This window comes from Psychrobacter sp. SZ93C1 (assembly GCF_015864635.1).
Classification (GTDB): Bacteria; Pseudomonadota; Gammaproteobacteria; order Pseudomonadales; family Moraxellaceae; genus Psychrobacter; species Psychrobacter fozii.
The window spans coordinates 1-15,625 of sequence record NZ_JADYWY010000015.1 but is presented as its reverse complement, the minus strand read 5'-3'; the positions used below and the strand labels follow the sequence as shown (position 1 = coordinate 15,625).

Sequence of the window (15,625 nt, the reverse complement as noted above, 5' to 3'; positions counted from 1 at the left end):
TTATAGACTTGAGCCCATCTGCTATGACGCACCTGATAACTATTGATAGCGGATCATTCGTAGTGAATGAAGAACAATCTATCTATCATTCTATAAATTCACAGGCAATCAAGTAATGGTATGAGTCTCATTGTTTTTATTGATTATCTGCGTTCGCTATCTGTAAAGCAATAGCGTTTAGCATAACAAAAAGCATTTGTACGTACACTAACCCCGTGTTGAGGTTGTGTATATAGTCAATCAGCTATAAAGATTCATTAACACAACTGAAATAAAAGATAGCTCATAACGGCATTTTTTGCTATGGTAAATCTTTAGCGGCCAGCATCTTTTTGCTACGCACCTTTTCTTATTCTAACGACTGCTGCTCCCATTATGACTACTAGCGCCATGCCCCAGATTAACCCTGAATACGTTCATTGGTTTCGCAACTCTGCTCCCTACATAAATACACATCGTGGTAAAACTTTTGTGATTATGTTTGGCGGTGAAGCGGTCAATCACGCCAACTTTAGCACGCTTATCCATGATTTTGCTCTATTGCATAGCCTAGGGATCAAGTTGGTACTGGTTCATGGGGCACGACCGCAAATCGAAAAAAACCTAAAAGAAGCAGGTATCGCCTCTCCATTGCATCAAGACATTCGAATTACGCCAAGAGCGGCAATGCCTTCTATTTTACAAGCAGTAGGCGCTATTCGCCTGCAACTTGAAGCGCAACTATCGATGGGACTGGCAAACTCACCTATGTATGGCTCACGCATTGATGCTATCTCAGGTAATTTTGTCACAGCGCGTCCTTACGGTATTCGTGATGGTATTGATTACCAAATGACTGGTGAAGTCCGTTCTATCGACGTTGAAGCCATCAAAAACAACCTACTTCATGATCATATCGTCATTTTGGGTTCGATGGGCTATTCAGCAACTGGCGAAGTCTTCAACTTACTTGCTGAAGACGTTGCTCTCAATGCCGCTGTCGCACTTGGTGCTGACAAATTGATATTCTTGGGTGAAGAAGCTGGTATCAATGATGGTGATCGACTATTACGCGAGATGATTCCAAACGAAGTCGATCGATTCTTGCGCGATCGGGATTTGAACTGCGAAATTAATTATTTCTTAAACTGTGCAAGTTTGGCGTGCCGCAAAGGCGTTCATCGCACACATATCATCTCTTATGCCAAAGATGGTGCATTGCTAGAAGAGCTTTTCACTCGTGACGGCTCTGGTACACTGATTAGCCATGACCCTTATGAAGAAATTCGCCGTGCTAATATTGATGACGTAGTAGGATTGATCGAGCTACTATCGCCATTAGAAGAACAAGGCATTTTGGTCAGCCGCTCACGCGAATGTTTAGAACAAGAGATTGACCATTATAGTGTCATTAAGCGTGATGGTATGATTTTGGGCTGTGCAGCCTTTTATCCATTGGACAAGGATTCTGCAGAAATTGCATGCGTTGCGGTACATCCTGAATATCGTAACGGTAGCCGAGGTGCTGATTTACTAGCATTTTTGGAACAACAAGCACGTAGCCATGGTCTACATAAACTGTTTGTGTTGACGACTCGCACAGCACATTGGTTTGTCGAACAAGGCTTTGCAGAAGTTGAAGCAAGTGCACTGCCTGAAGCACGCCAAGAACAATATCATAACGGTCGCAACTCTAAAGTATTCCAAAAGAATCTTTAGTAAGTTAGCAGAATGCTAATTAAGACCGCTTTGATCAAGTGAACACACTTACCAGTTAGAAAACTTGGTTAAAAACTATGATCAGTTAAGAGCTATAAAATCTAGTCATAAAAAAACCCTCTAATTTAAGAGGGCTTTTTTATTATTCAGTATGATGATTAGTAAGTATTAACACTAAATAATTACTAGGGCATGTCCTCATTTTAAAAATGGTGATAAAAATGAGATAAATTGCAGTCAAACAAGGAAAATAGCGCAGATAATATCGAGATATTAGTTAGCTATTTGACGCCGTTTGGCAAGATTTAGCCATTTTTAACCCATTTAGATAACTATCGATTGAATTGAGGACACGCCCTAATACTCATTATTTCACTGATAACAATTCAACCGTAAATACTAGCGTGCTGTTAGGTTCTATACCAGCATTACCAGCTTCGCCATAAGCGATGTCTGACGGAATATAGAACTCATATTTTCCGCCTTCTTTCATCAACTGTAGACCTTCTGTCCAGCCAGCGATAACTTGATTTAGTGGGAACTCAATTGGCTCACCACGCTCATAAGAGCTATCGAATACAGTGCCATCAATCAATTTACCTTCGTAGTTCACTTCAACCACGTCAGTTGCTTTTGGTGATTTACCAGTACCTGCGGTTACTACTTTATACTGTAGGCCAGACGCAGTTTGTTTTACGCCTTCTTTTTTAGCATTCTCTACCAAGAATGCAGCGCCTTTAGTTTTGTTGTCTCCAGCTTTTGTTTCCATCTCTTTGACGAACTTTTCTTCTTGCTCTTTCTGATACGTCGTCAATACTTCTTGCATTTGCTCTTGAGTCAATGCTGAATCAGTACCTTCATAACCATCACGGAAGCCTTTTTCAAAAGTGTCCAGATTCAGATCACCGACCGCTTCTTTATTTCCTTCAGCCATCATATATCCTAAGCTGTAACCGACCTTTTCGCTTGCTGAACTTTGTTCGGTGATTGAAACACTTTGAGCAGCCGTTTCTTGGTTGCCATTATTTGTGCTACAGCCTGTTACTAACAACATAGCACTAGCAAGTGCACTAACGCTTAAAGTAGTGATTTTTTTCATAAAGTACTCTCAAATTGTAAGAATAGTGGCGAGATGTCACATGGTTCTATAATAGCAAATCTTAGTTTTAGGAGCCATGTTTGGAATAAAATTATCGGATGAGTGTACAGTATGTGTTAATATTTATATATATAATAACAAGTTATCACACAAATATAGTAACAGGTTAAGCTTTCTGTCTTTAAATCTACTGACACATCAGCTAAGCTGAACCAGTTAAGGTGATAAATAGTCAAGTATTTACCCTATCAAAGATATCTAAATATCAGCAATAAAGTTATAAATACAAAGTACACAGATATTTTTTGATAAGACTAACGACTCGAAAATTAGAATATCACTCTATAGCTCATTTTGAAAAATACTATTTATTATAACCATTATGTATTGGTCACATTCAATATCAGCCACATTGACGATATTGTTTGGCAGCCTCTGTATGATGATTAAAGGAGGATCAAATGAATCCAATGTACACGTCTTTTAACGGTTATCTTGGTGGGCCTATCGGCTCCATTATCGGTGCTATTTTAATATTTATCATTGGCTGGTTGGTTGCACTCGGTATTGCAGCCCTAGTTCGTAATGTACTATCTAAGATCAATCTTAACCAACGTATGAGTTCTTCAACAGGTAAAGCCTACGACTTGGAAGGTATTATCTCCAAAATCGTATTTTGGTTTATTTTTATCATCGCAATCTCTGGAGCGCTGAACCAATTGAATTTGAACTCAATTTCGACACCGTTCGCAAATATGATTAATCAAGTGTTGGCATTTATTCCTAATCTTATCGGTGCTATCGCTGTCGGTGTCATTGGTTGGGTTGTGGCTACCGTTGTACGTACAGCCATCAATGCGGCACTGTCTAAAACATCAATGGACGAGCGTCTAAGTGCTCAAGCTGGTGTAAAACCAATGAGCAGTACCATCGCTGATATGGTGTATTGGTTCATTTTACTGATTGTTTTAACCATGGTACTTGGTCAATTACAGCTTGATGGTTTATTTGCACCATTGACTAATATGGTTGATAAAATCTTCAGCTTTATTCCTAATATCTTAATTGCAGCTGTAGTCTTTGTCGTCGGTTATATCATTGCTAAAGTAGTACGTGGCATCGTAACCAATCTTGTTTCTACGTTTAATGTGCAAGAACTGGCTTCAAAAGCAGGTTTAAGCGAAAAAAACAGCCTACCTAACATTGCTGGTTCATTAGCATTTTTAGTGGTTATCATTCCAACTATTATTGCAGCATTAAATGCTCTAAAGATCGAAGTTATTGCTCGTCCTGCGACGAACATGCTGAATAAAATCATGGAAGCATTGCCAAATATCTTTATGGCAGCTGCCATTTTAGTGGTAACTTTCTATGTAATTCGCATGGTTGCCAACATCATTAAAGGTCTTATCGAAAACACTCAAATCAACCAATTGCCAGCCAAAGTTGGCCTGCAAGACACCATGGGCGATAAGAAAGTATCTGACCTAGTTGGTTATGCGATTGTTTTCTTTGCAATGCTGTTTGCTGCCATTGCCGCTGCTGACTTGTTAGGTTTTGAGCCTATTTCAGCTATCATTACAATGTTCATTGCCTTTGGTGCTAATATCATCCTTGGTGCTATTATCCTATTCATCGGGTTTTGGCTTGCTAACATTATTGCAGGTGTGGTTGAGCGCTCTGAGCAAGGTTCACAATTCCTAGCAAATATCGTACGTGTATTGATCATGGGCTTAGTACTAGCCATGGGTCTAAAAGCGATGGGTATTGCGGATTCAATTGTTAATCTAGCATTTGGTCTAACATTAGGTGCAGTAGCCGTTGCTTTTGCCCTATCATTCGGTCTTGGTGGTCAAGAAGCAGCAGCACGCTTCCTACGTAAGATGCAAGACAAGATGGATCATGAGCGTACCGAAGCCAAAGCAAAATCTGCGCTTCAGCCAGAGACATCAACTCAAGAAAAAGTGGCTGATTCAGTGCGTGAAAACACGCCTGCAGCTACAAGCACGTCAACTGATGATTTACGTACAGATGTAGTGAATACGACTCCTGTTAATACTGATGACATCAATAATGACGGCAACGTATTACTGCCTGGTAGCGGTCTAAATGACGATATCAACAATAACTAAATAGTTATTCTGAATTTTCAAATATAAAAAAGACAGCCTAGGCTGTCTTTTTTTATGGCGCTTAATGGCGCTTAATACAGTCATTTGTGGATTGTATTGCTCATCACCTGTTACATAGTAGAGAGCTTAATTTATCACTTATCTTTTCGCGCAGGAATGGAAAGGTTTAAGTGTACTTGAGGTCGCCTATCCGCTTGGCTGTCTTTTTTAGAATCTTTATTTATTGGTGATGTATTTGAAGCTGTTTGTTGGTCTGGCTGTGAGCTACTATTCTGATGCTGAATATCTTGATGCTTGAGACGTTGCAATTGCTTGGTTAGCTGACGTTCACGTTGAGTCATGGTATCGACTGGCTGAATCCATAGATCAATATCGATAAAGGTCTCATCAGTCTCAGTAATAAAATCAATACCCAACACAATGACATGATGAAGCTCAATTATTGGTAAACGTGTGGCAACATCTTTTGCAATCTGTGCCAACTTTGGTTGAACAGCCGCTTTGCTATTATGTCCTGTAGCCTCATGACCATAAAACACCAGTACATAATGTCGACCCAAACTCTCATAAGAATGTTGGTGTACGACATAGCCATCCTTCTGCAACGAGGCGCTTTGTTTGGGATGTCTATATAGCGTGCGGATAAGTTCGTGACGTGAAAACAGAGATTCACCTAGCAGTTGTTGCTGCCAGTAAACAAGCGGTACTTCTAACTGATCGTCATTATTAATTGTTTGCTTTTCACTATACGTCTCTATCATTTGCATACTTAGCTGAGACCATAGTGTTGCTGCTTGCAGCATATGCTGATGATACATCTGCGCAGTTGTACTTTGGTTTTTGTATGCGAGCGTTATAGCTACAAGTGCTGAATTAGGCTCATCCTGTGCTTCGTTTTTGATGAGTGCATTATCAACTGCAATAGCAGAGGCAAATAAATCTGGACTTTGTAAGAACTTCTCAACCAATAAATCTTCTGATTCAAAGCTTGGTATATGACTCGTGGCCGAATGCTGTAGCTGCTCTAGATGATACGACAAAAAACGCCATAACTCAGATGGTGTGCGTACCGCTGCCGCTATCGAGTACCAATCATCCCAGCTAAATACTTGTAGCTGCTGCTGACCTTCACTCATATCTACCACTAGGTCTTCTAAAAAATAACGCGCACCAAAACTGTGTTTCAGTCGCTGTAGGGCGTTATATTTTTCACTATCTTTATCGTTTTGTGCAGAGCTATCACCTCCCCCCACAAGTTGAATATCGAAGATCAAAGCCTCATAACCGACTGCATCATTATCTTCATCTTGAGACAGTGATGTTTTGTACCATGCAAGCGCAGACTTTACTGCGATCATACGTACAGCCTCAACATTAGCTGATCCCGTATCAAATGGTAAGTATAGGGTTAGCTCAAGCAGCTGTAGCTTGCCAAGTGGCAACTGATATTGATAGTGACGAGCGATATACTGAGCATTATAGTCATGCTCAATCATATGCATGCCAGCTAAAGCGACTGCAGTAGAATCTGCTTGTAAGTAACAGACCAGCTCGGTAGTAAGATAGCCCCAATCGGGCATTGTCGTAATCGAATGGGACACAAGTTCTGACCTTTTATTATTGAAGGGGTATATTGTATGGTATGTTATTTTTGCTGATTAGCACGATGAAACACAGTCGCTTTCACAGTGCTGAATTGTTATGATGATATCAAAGTAGCATCACTTATACACGAATTTGTATATATAGACTGCCTTAGAGAATACCTATCTTATAGAGTCAAAATAATACTGATATAAGAAAACATAGCACAAGCGCTATATTATTAAGGTTAGCCAGTTCAGCGACTTAATGACTTTATAGTGGGCAAACTCTACATTCATCAAACTTATTTAATTATTCTCATATAATAACAAGGATTGAACAATATGAAGCGCTTCAAAGAAAAGACTGTCATCATAACAGGCGCAGATTCAGATATCGGTCGGGCAACCGCGCTGCGATTCGCACAAGAAGGGGCTAACTGTATCATTGTTGGTATTAATTCTGATATCTTAGGATACATCTACGAAGATCTGCCACAAGACCATACATGGATCAACACAGGTAACCACCTTACCGTAACCAGTGATATTAACGATCCAACTCAAACGGCAAGATTAGTAGAGCATGTACTCGAGAAGTATAATCATATTGATGTCATGGTCAATATAGACACTGCTGTCGGCATTCATCAGTCAGTCATTCCAGAGCTAATAAAAACAAAAGGTAATATCGTTAATATATCAGCACTGACTGATCTATCAGCGGACTGGAGTATTGACACGTATAAAGCGGAACAAAGCAACCTGACTGAACTTACCAAAAAACTGGCATTAGAAAATATACCAAACAATGTGCGTATCAATGCGGTCACTGCTGGGTTCGTCACAACAGATGTCAGTTCAAATCCATTTGTTACTCACTCTCCACTGGGAAAAACAGCCACTCCTTTTGATGTTACAGCGGCTGTGATGTTTCTAGCCAGCGATGACGCGGCTATTATTACGGGTTTGAACTTACCTGTCGATGGCGGGGTTAGCACCTTCACAAATTAGACCAATTAAGAAATCTTAGAAAACACTCTTAATGTTTACAGAGAAAAACCCCCTGATATATGTATATCAGGGGGTTTTTGAATAAGAGCTATTATAATCACGGCTTTAAGGTTTTTTAACTAGCTGAGTCATTCACGTCTTGTAGAGGCTGCGATAGACGCTCAGGATATCTTGGAATCACACCTTCATACTGCTCATAGATTTTTGGCAAGTCAGCATCGATATCTCCACTAGGATAGACCAGAGACATAAAGCGTATCTCTTTGGTATTGTAATCCATAGCAACTGGTAAAATCGGTACACCAGCGCCCAACGCTAAATAATAAAACCCTGTTTTCCAACTCTCAGTGTATTGGCGCGTACCCTCTGGTGACAACCCTAAAAACAGTGGCTCACCCGTTTTGAACTTATCAATACTTGATTGCAGCACCGAACCCTTGTTATCGCGATCAATAGGGATAATGCCCATCCAGCGTAGTAGTTGCGCAAGGACTGGTACTTTGAATAGCGTATGCTTACCCATAATACTAATTTGCAGATCTAGTGCAAATAGACTGGGTATCGCATACACACCATCGACATTAGAGGTATGCGGTAGCGCTAATACCACCGCCTGCGAAATATTTGGTATCTCACCAACGGTAGTCCATCCCGATGCTTTTAGCATGGTTGACGCAATGAAAGGTGCAATTTTATTACCACGTCTTGGAACTAAGTCACCGAGCTGCGCTCTACTGAGCTTGGGTAAAATCTTAGATCGCTTAAACGAAGAAGCTTTAGAACGATTAGAAAACTTTGATGTCATGATGGCACCATATAATAAAAGATACTTATATAATAGCATTAAGCTTATGCGACTAAGTTGCGTTTTATAAGCTTTTATTGCCTAATAAACCCTCTATTTATAAATTAGCATTCATGAGATGTCTATAAATAAGTACTATTATAGCGAGCAAACTAACAAAGGCATTTATGGAATATTAGCCAAATTGCCTTTGTTCTCAAGCCATGACTTGCGATCAGATGCACGTTTTTTTGCGAGCAACATATCCATGACACTATTAGTAAGCACCATATCGTCCATATCCAATTGAACCAAACGTCGAGTATCACGGTTCATGGTGGTCTCACGTAACTGCTCCGCACTCATCTCACCCAATCCTTTAAAGCGGGTAATTTGCGCTTTTTTATTGCCCGGCACATTGGCTAAGATATGAGCGAGCTCTGGCTCATCTAGTGCATAATGCACCTCTTTACCGACATCCACTCGGTACAATGGCGGCATCGCCACAAACAAATGACCCGCATCAACCAATGCAGGGAAATGCTTCACAAACAAAGCGCAAATCAATGTCGCAATATGCAAACCATCAGAGTCAGCATCCGCTAAGATACATACTTTGTCGTAACGCAGCTCAGATAAATCATCAGAAGCAGGATCGACACCGATAGCAATCGCGATATCATGAATCTCTTGGCTTGAAAGTACCGTATCTGATGATACTTCCCACGTGTTTAGAATCTTTCCACGCAGCGGTAATATCGCTTGATAATGACGATCTCGAGCTTGCTTGGCACTACCACCAGCAGAGTCTCCTTCTACCAAGAATAGCTCTGCCCCATCACGCAAATCACCGCGACAATCTGCCAACTTACCCGGCAATGCAGGCCCTTGCGTTATTTTTTTACGAGCAACTTTTTTAGCAGATTTAAGACGGCGACCTGCCTTATTGATAGCCAACTCTGCAATTTGAGTACCCATGTCTGCATTTTGGTTTAGCCATAAACTAAAAGCATCTTTCGCCAAGGTCTGAACCGCTCCAGCAGCTTCGCGACTAGATAAACGCTCCTTGGTTTGACCAGAGAACTGCGGCTCAGAAAACTTAAGTGATAGGATATAATTCACCCCATCCCATACATCTTCTGCTGTCAGTTTTACACTACGTGGCAATAAGTTATGAATATCACAAAACTCACGCAAGGCTTCCAAAATACCAGTGCGCAATCCATTGACGTGTGTACCACCCTGAGCCGTCGGAATAAGGTTTACATAGCTTTCTTGAATCGGTGTACCACCATCAGGCAACCAAGACAACGCAAAAGTAATACCTGCCCGCTCGCCACTTTTTGCCTCATAGTTATAATAGAAAGGTGCTTCAGGCAAGGTCTCAAGACCATCTAATTGTTCATTTAAATACTCAACCACACCATCGGTAAATTGCCACACGACTTTTTCATTATTGATCTCATCAGTAAACTCAATCGTTAGCCCAGCTGCCAAAACTGCCTTAGCCTTCAAGTTATGCTTGAGCTGTTTAACATTGAATTTCGGCGAATCAAAGAAACTACCATCGGCCCAAAAATGTACTTTAGTACCGCGCTTACGCTTGTTCGAGCTGACAGCTTCAGTCAAAGGCGTTACTGGAGCACCATTTTCAAACGTCATATCAAACTGTGTGCTATCACGCCATACCGTGACTTCGACCCGTGTTGATAGGGCATTGACGACAGAGATACCCACGCCATGCAGACCACCTGAAACCTCATAATTGGAGGTCGAAAATTTACCACCGGCATGTAAACGGGTTAAAATTAGCTCAATACCTGATTGATTAAACTCTGGATGGATATCGGTCGGCATACCGCGACCGTCATCTTCGACGGACAATGACCCATCACTATACAACTGAACCTTGATAGTCTTTGCATGACCAGCCAATGCTTCATCAACTGAGTTATCGACAACCTCTTGTGCCAAATGGTTAGGGCGCGTGGTATCGGTATACATTCCTGGGCGACGGCGTACTGGCTCAAGTCCTTCTAAAACTTCTAACGATTGCGCATTATATTGACTCACAAATGCATCCTTAATTATTCATGTGCGATTAATTCTATTAAGCCATTATAACGAAAAATAGCGACAGTAACGTCAATAGTCAGTCGCTCACGTCATATAATGTCGTCTATTTAAGTTTAATTTGAGCCTATAGCAATTGCTTTAACGTATCAATCACCACTGGTAATTGCTCACCAAAATCACTAAACCGATGATCACCACCAGCTTGTACCGTTACCATCGCGCCCTGCTCTTCATAAAATTGCTTGGACATCTCAGGGTTTAGCAGCTCATCGCCTTCTTTAATAAGTACCGAAATCTTATTAGGATAATTAACGGCTGATAGTTGATGCGCTTCAAACCATTGCAAATCTGCCTTGGTAATATCCCAGCCACCAGCTGTCGAGTGGACAACATTTCCTCTTAAATCATAATCTTTAGTACCGTTATTTAAAGTCGAATCTTTAGAGAACCGCTGCAAGGTAATATGTGGCTGAATACTGGGGTTTAATAACAAAGCAGCACAACCTATATGATTACTCACCAAAGTAGAGAAATAGCCACCCAATGAACTACCGATCAATACCGTATTTAAAGGTTCAATATGCTTATTTTCAATATTGTTGTTATTTAGACTCTTAATTAATAATAGTATTTGCCTGAAGACTTCGTCAGGCGTTTTATTCAAATCAGGACGCAATACGTTAATATCAGGATGATGCTGCTGACAGTATTTCTCTAACAATAATCCTTTAGTAGAGTTAGCGTCACTATCCAACCCATGAATATAAATAATGTTCACTTACAATCTCACTTATTAATTTTGTTATGATTAACTTATGTAGCCATTAAAGCTAAGCATAGCACCCGCTAAACAAAAATTATAACAATAAAATGGCACACTATTATTCAGCATTTGCGACATAATAATCTTTTACAATGAAGCTAGACAATAAATTAGGCAAGTTAAAGGAATAACGGTAATAGCAATGGAGTCGCCATGAATCAGCAGTTTGAACTGTTCGAGATTGCCAATCCATGCATTGGTGTATGTCAAAGCAATAAAAAAGGCTATTGCTTTGGCTGCTTGCGTAGTCGGACCGAGCGTCAATTATGGCATGATATGACGACAGAGCAGCGTCGCGAGGTGCTACGATTAGTCTCTGGACGTAAGCTGCGCATCGAACAGATGAAGCAACGCAAAGGCGAACAATTAGGATTTAATTTTGAAGAAGACATTGAGATGGGTGAGTTGTTTTAGAAAGTACTTGAAATTGATTTAAAAAAGAACGTTTATCATATGATAATTACTATTACTGATTCATTACTTGGTTAGTTCTAGAAGTGACCTATCTTAATATTGACATCATGTTTCTCGATATAAGTTATTAACTCTCTATAAGAATTTAGAAGAAAAGGTCTATTCCCCCAATTGTTCCCCTCATCATAAACATTAGGATTGATAAATGTGCCATTTGAGGAAATAAAGAATTCACTATCAACTAAACATCCCTTTGTATGCTCCCAATCCATATCAAATATAGCATCAAATGCCGAAAGGAAATTTGATATGAGTTTATTTAATTCCTCATTAGCTTTAAATCCGCCAGATTTTTCTATTGCTAGTGCTCTTGATAAATTGAGCACTTCTTCGAGAAGTTCTCGATCTGAACGGATATCATTCAGATTATTACTTTTTAAAGAACTTTTTTCCATAATACTTTTAACTTTTTCTTCAAATTCTGGCCAAAATTTTTCAAAAACTTTATGAAGAACATTTTCTTCTAAGATATTAGATTTATTTGCTTTGTTTAAGTCCGATACTAATCGCCTAAAGTCACTTTTTTCAAATAACGTTGTCTGAAACTGTGTTAGAGGTCCATTAATGTCCGAGTTATCTAAGCCAATTAGAATAGGACAAACTAGTGACTGATCAACTTTTTTAGAGATTGCTCCAGCCTCAAACATCAACCACTGACTATTTAAGTTTTCTCTCGTAACGCAGAATATACCAGCCGTAGAGTTATTAAGCTCATCTGCGACATCAGATGACCAGCGTGTACCTTTTTCAATATCGCTTGGCGTGAAATAAGGTTTCACAGTTTGCAATATTGTAGGAAGCCATTCTCGAATTGCTTCTGCTATGCTCTTACTAGTATCACCAGACCAACTAATAAATACTTTCATATAATAAAAACTCTAAATAATATTTAAAAAAATAATTTTTATAAAATTTGTACTAGTCTGCGGAATACCTATTAGAATATATCGCTATTGCTATTTTTCTACTTTGGCTATCCACTGCGTATGTTCACGAGAAAAAGCGTTTTCTGCATCACGTACAAAATCTGAAAATAACTCATCCGAATTAGCCTCATCTAATTTTGTCCTGATAATTCCTATTTCGTGTGCAGTAAGAGCATAAGCCGTTGCAATTTCCTGAAATCTTTTAAGTTGAATCCAAGTTGTTACAGTACCCGCAGCTACTACAAAAACCTCAGTTGGCCAAATCTTCCATTCGGGAAATGAAATTCGCAAAAGTACAAAAGCAATAGCTATTGATTGTAGCAAAACTAGAAGAATGAAAAACTGTAAACTTCTCTTCTTGTTATGCTTAGATTTTTTTGCATACCATTTTCTTTGCTCATCAATACGAGTTAAAAGATAAAAATTCTTTCGATGGTCAATATCATAGGCTCTTGTACTTTTCATCTCTGGTGTTATTTGCTCGTAAGCACAATCATCACCATTTAACAAATCACCAATTTGGTTATTCGAGGTAAGTATACCCCGAAGCATATTTCTAAAAACTGCATTGACTTCATAAACTGAATGAGCATCTAAAAACGGTTCTGCACGCATCATGTAGCGCCAAGTTGCAGTTTTTACCGATTCTGCCACTGCTCTTGCACTATACCAACCACGTTCATATCTTTTAGAGGCTATAAAAATTGATACACCTAAAGCAACTAAAAATACAAATGCATTAATCAATGAATATGTAGTGTTGGGTAATGGATTTATTGCAAGAATAGCACCTAAAATTAATGTAAAAATATGAAATTGCACGGATCGTAAGTAGGCATTCTGTGCTGAGATTGATGCGTTATCTGCTGCTCTATAGAGACCAGGGTAATCTTTTTGTTCCATAGTCTAGACTCTTTAAACTGATGCCAACGCTTGCAAATTAGCTTCACTCCAAGCATATACTATAATTCCATTTTCAGTTAGACACTTAGGAATCGCACCCTGAACTCCATTAAGACGAATTGCATAAACTTGCTTTCCTCGCTGAAGAGACATTTCAACTTCATGAGGTACCCAGTAACTCTTCCAAGTATCATCTCCGACAAATACTATAGTTCTTGATGTACCAGTTAAACTCTTAGATATTGCTTGTTTTATTACAGCTTCATCTTCAGTTTTCCACCTTTTCAACAGATCACGGACTCGAAAGTCCAAAGATGTATAACGAGGATTTACAGCACGACCTTTGATAGTTAGTACTACACCACGATCTTCTTCTTTAAAACTAAAGAATACTACGTTAGACATATACCTGATTCCTTTTAAAAAAATTTTAATACGGAAAATAAGATAACATCATACACCATTACACACTTGTTGGTAGTAAAGTAGGGTCAGAGTTATATTGACCGTACCACCAACAGCTTAAAAACCACGCACGAAACAAAACCCCCTTAACAATTAAGTTAAGGGGGTTTTCTAGGAATAGAGAGCTGACGATGACCTACTCTCACATGGACGAATCCACACTACCATTGGCGCAACGATGTTTCACTTCTGAGTTCGGGAAGGGATCAGGTGGGGTCATCGTGCTATTGTCGTCAGCAAAGGGGGCTAGATATGAGTCTGTTGTTTTTATTGTTTAACAGTAAATGTTTAGTTTACGGCCTATCAACTTATAACCTAACTGAATCAAGGTTAAAGGTGATATCGAAATATTCTTTCTTTATTGAATCTTCAAATATCATTCTCTTCTGTAAAAATTTTGTCTCAACTGATAAATAGCAGCAAGAAGACCTAAAAAGTCAGATATAAAGCTAAAGAGTCTATATTCGTATCTAACTCCTGAAGAATAAAGCCTCATTCAACCAACCTATCATGACTATATTTTGAATGGCCTCAGGTCTATATCTTCAAATTCACATACCGCCTTTACACTAGGGTTTTCACTTAATCGATTTAGATACATTGCCAAGTTTGTATAATCCATCGGTGACTTCTCTAATAGCAATGACCACTCTGCCAACATAAATAAGAAATAGTCACATGCCGATAGTTTTTCACCGAGCAAAAACTCATTACCATCTAGCTGATCGTTAATTATAGACAAGGCATCTGCAATACGCTCATCTTGAGCAGATATAATATTGGGTATATTGCTTTCGTCATTGGTATGACGATGTGGATAATAACGAACCATCAATTCCGCTTGTAATGTATTGTTTAAGAATGTGAGCCACTGAAAAAACAATGGTCGTTTAGGGCCACCAATTTCCGGTATTAACTCATACTCTGAATATGATTCACAAATATGAATGCAAATAGCAGGACTTTCAAAAATTGGCTGGTCATCAATAACGAGTGTTGGAATACGTCCAGCAGGGTTCAGTTTCAGATAGTCGGCAGATTTATGACCTTCACTCTCTCGTTCGACAAGTACTAACTCGTAATCTACTTTTACATGATGAAGTAGAAAATGTGGTGCTAAGCTAGCATTGTTTGGGTAATAATAAAGCTTGAGCAAAGTAAACCTCACCTTAAGGTTAGTAGAGACTTATCAGAGCTGATCATCTTAACAATGAACGGCACACTCTACCTGATACTAATAAGTTATTCTTCCATCTGCCATTTATCATCTACCCAAACTGCATCAGTATCGTCTAAGTGCACATGCCAATCTGCATCAATCACCGCAAGACGGATATCAGTCAAACATTCTAGCCAATGACCAAGCGTATATATAAGATCCTCAACATCCATGCTAGAAGATATTTTCGTGGCACCTGCTAATATTACCTCTGACTCACTATCATCATAGGCGTAAAGATCAAAAGACTCAGCATCTTCTGTGTGCTCAAAATTGTCATTATATTTATCAATGATTGATGCAACCTCTTCTTGCTCTTGCTCCGTTAAAAGTGTCGTACGCTCAGCTGTATAGTAGATGGAAACGCCCATGACTTACTCCGAAATGTGATAGTAGTTATAAATAATAGCACACAGCACTTTATCCCAA

At 39.3% G+C, this 15,625-nt stretch carries 14 protein-coding genes and 1 rRNA gene; 4 read left to right on the top strand and 11 right to left on the bottom strand.

What is annotated here, in order from left to right; genetic code table 11:
* Positions 1–375: 375 nt before the first annotated feature.
* Positions 376–1,698, top strand: a complete 1,323-nt coding sequence (gene argA, locus I6E83_RS14470; RefSeq protein ID WP_197102939.1) for an amino-acid N-acetyltransferase — start codon at positions 376–378, stop codon at positions 1,696–1,698.
* 367 nt (positions 1,699–2,065) lie between these two features.
* Here argA and I6E83_RS14465 read toward each other — a convergent pair whose 3' ends face one another.
* Positions 2,066–2,797 carry an FKBP-type peptidyl-prolyl cis-trans isomerase gene (locus tag I6E83_RS14465; protein ID WP_197102937.1) on the bottom strand — a complete coding sequence of 244 codons (732 nt, stop codon included), beginning with the start codon at positions 2,795–2,797 and terminating at the stop codon, positions 2,066–2,068.
* A 461-nt stretch (positions 2,798–3,258) separates the two neighbouring features.
* On the opposite strand from I6E83_RS14465, the gene I6E83_RS14460 reads away from it, so the two are divergent.
* Complete coding sequence (locus tag I6E83_RS14460) at positions 3,259–4,929, top strand: mechanosensitive ion channel (RefSeq protein ID WP_197102935.1); 1,671 nt, start codon at positions 3,259–3,261, stop codon at positions 4,927–4,929.
* Between the two features lie 134 nt (positions 4,930–5,063).
* On the opposite strand, the gene I6E83_RS14455 is transcribed toward I6E83_RS14460, so the two are convergent.
* A complete protein-coding gene (locus tag I6E83_RS14455; protein WP_320158396.1) occupies positions 5,064–6,530 on the bottom strand; it encodes a hypothetical protein in 1,467 nt (488 codons plus the stop codon).
* Positions 6,531–6,857: 327 nt separating this feature from the next.
* Between I6E83_RS14455 and I6E83_RS14450 the strand changes: the two genes are divergently transcribed.
* Positions 6,858–7,526: an SDR family NAD(P)-dependent oxidoreductase gene (locus I6E83_RS14450; RefSeq protein ID WP_197102933.1), complete on the top strand. Its 669-nt coding sequence runs from the start codon at positions 6,858–6,860 to the stop codon at positions 7,524–7,526.
* A 115-nt stretch (positions 7,527–7,641) separates the two neighbouring features.
* On the opposite strand, the gene I6E83_RS14445 is transcribed toward I6E83_RS14450, so the two are convergent.
* The 3 genes from I6E83_RS14445 to I6E83_RS14435 form a co-directional block, all read right to left on the bottom strand.
* Entirely contained in the window at positions 7,642–8,331 is a 690-nt protein-coding gene (locus I6E83_RS14445; protein WP_227680968.1) for a lysophospholipid acyltransferase family protein, read from the bottom strand.
* 165 nt (positions 8,332–8,496) lie between these two features.
* Positions 8,497–10,383, bottom strand: a complete 1,887-nt coding sequence (gene parE / locus I6E83_RS14440; protein ID WP_197102929.1) for a DNA topoisomerase IV subunit B — start codon at positions 10,381–10,383, stop codon at positions 8,497–8,499.
* 127 nt (positions 10,384–10,510) lie between these two features.
* A complete protein-coding gene (locus I6E83_RS14435; RefSeq protein ID WP_197102927.1) occupies positions 10,511–11,164 on the bottom strand; it encodes a YqiA/YcfP family alpha/beta fold hydrolase in 654 nt (217 codons plus the stop codon).
* 198 nt (positions 11,165–11,362) lie between these two features.
* Between I6E83_RS14435 and I6E83_RS14430 the strand changes: the two genes are divergently transcribed.
* A complete protein-coding gene (locus I6E83_RS14430; RefSeq protein ID WP_197102925.1) occupies positions 11,363–11,623 on the top strand; it encodes a DUF1289 domain-containing protein in 261 nt (86 codons plus the stop codon).
* A gap of 77 nt (positions 11,624–11,700) precedes the next feature.
* On the opposite strand, the gene I6E83_RS14425 is transcribed toward I6E83_RS14430, so the two are convergent.
* The 6 genes from I6E83_RS14425 to I6E83_RS14400 form a co-directional block, all read right to left on the bottom strand.
* Positions 11,701–12,549, bottom strand: coding sequence for a TIR domain-containing protein (locus I6E83_RS14425; protein ID WP_197102923.1), 849 nt, complete (start codon positions 12,547–12,549; stop codon positions 11,701–11,703).
* Between the two features lie 90 nt (positions 12,550–12,639).
* On the bottom strand, positions 12,640–13,512 hold the full coding sequence (locus I6E83_RS14420; RefSeq protein ID WP_197102921.1) for a DUF4231 domain-containing protein: 873 nt from the start codon (positions 13,510–13,512) through the stop codon (positions 12,640–12,642).
* A 12-nt stretch (positions 13,513–13,524) separates the two neighbouring features.
* Complete coding sequence (locus I6E83_RS14415) at positions 13,525–13,917, bottom strand: TIR domain-containing protein (protein WP_197102919.1); 393 nt, start codon at positions 13,915–13,917, stop codon at positions 13,525–13,527.
* Between the two features lie 183 nt (positions 13,918–14,100).
* A 5S ribosomal RNA gene (gene rrf, locus I6E83_RS14410) occupies positions 14,101–14,215 on the bottom strand.
* 276 nt (positions 14,216–14,491) lie between these two features.
* Entirely contained in the window at positions 14,492–15,133 is a 642-nt protein-coding gene (locus I6E83_RS14405) for a glutathione S-transferase family protein (protein ID WP_197102917.1), read from the bottom strand.
* An 86-nt stretch (positions 15,134–15,219) separates the two neighbouring features.
* Positions 15,220–15,567 (bottom strand): hypothetical protein, encoded by a 348-nt coding sequence (locus I6E83_RS14400; RefSeq protein WP_197102915.1) that lies wholly within the window; start codon positions 15,565–15,567, stop codon positions 15,220–15,222.
* Positions 15,568–15,625 lie beyond the last annotated feature (58 nt).

Bases quoted from the DNA above. Each gene is read 5' to 3' on its own strand.
- argA (WP_197102939.1), top strand. From the start codon at position 376: ATGACTACTAGCGCCATGCCCCAGATTAACCCTGAATACGTTCATTGG.
- I6E83_RS14465 (WP_197102937.1), bottom strand. From the start codon at position 2,797: ATGAAAAAAATCACTACTTTAAGCGTTAGTGCACTTGCTAGTGCTATG.
- I6E83_RS14460 (WP_197102935.1), top strand. From the start codon at position 3,259: ATGAATCCAATGTACACGTCTTTTAACGGTTATCTTGGTGGGCCTATC.
- I6E83_RS14450 (WP_197102933.1), top strand. From the start codon at position 6,858: ATGAAGCGCTTCAAAGAAAAGACTGTCATCATAACAGGCGCAGATTCA.
- I6E83_RS14445 (WP_227680968.1), bottom strand. From the start codon at position 8,331: ATGACATCAAAGTTTTCTAATCGTTCTAAAGCTTCTTCGTTTAAGCGA.
- I6E83_RS14430 (WP_197102925.1), top strand. From the start codon at position 11,363: ATGAATCAGCAGTTTGAACTGTTCGAGATTGCCAATCCATGCATTGGT.
- I6E83_RS14425 (WP_197102923.1), bottom strand. From the start codon at position 12,549: ATGAAAGTATTTATTAGTTGGTCTGGTGATACTAGTAAGAGCATAGCA.
- I6E83_RS14420 (WP_197102921.1), bottom strand. From the start codon at position 13,512: ATGGAACAAAAAGATTACCCTGGTCTCTATAGAGCAGCAGATAACGCA.
- I6E83_RS14415 (WP_197102919.1), bottom strand. From the start codon at position 13,917: ATGTCTAACGTAGTATTCTTTAGTTTTAAAGAAGAAGATCGTGGTGTA.
- I6E83_RS14400 (WP_197102915.1), bottom strand. From the start codon at position 15,567: ATGGGCGTTTCCATCTACTATACAGCTGAGCGTACGACACTTTTAACG.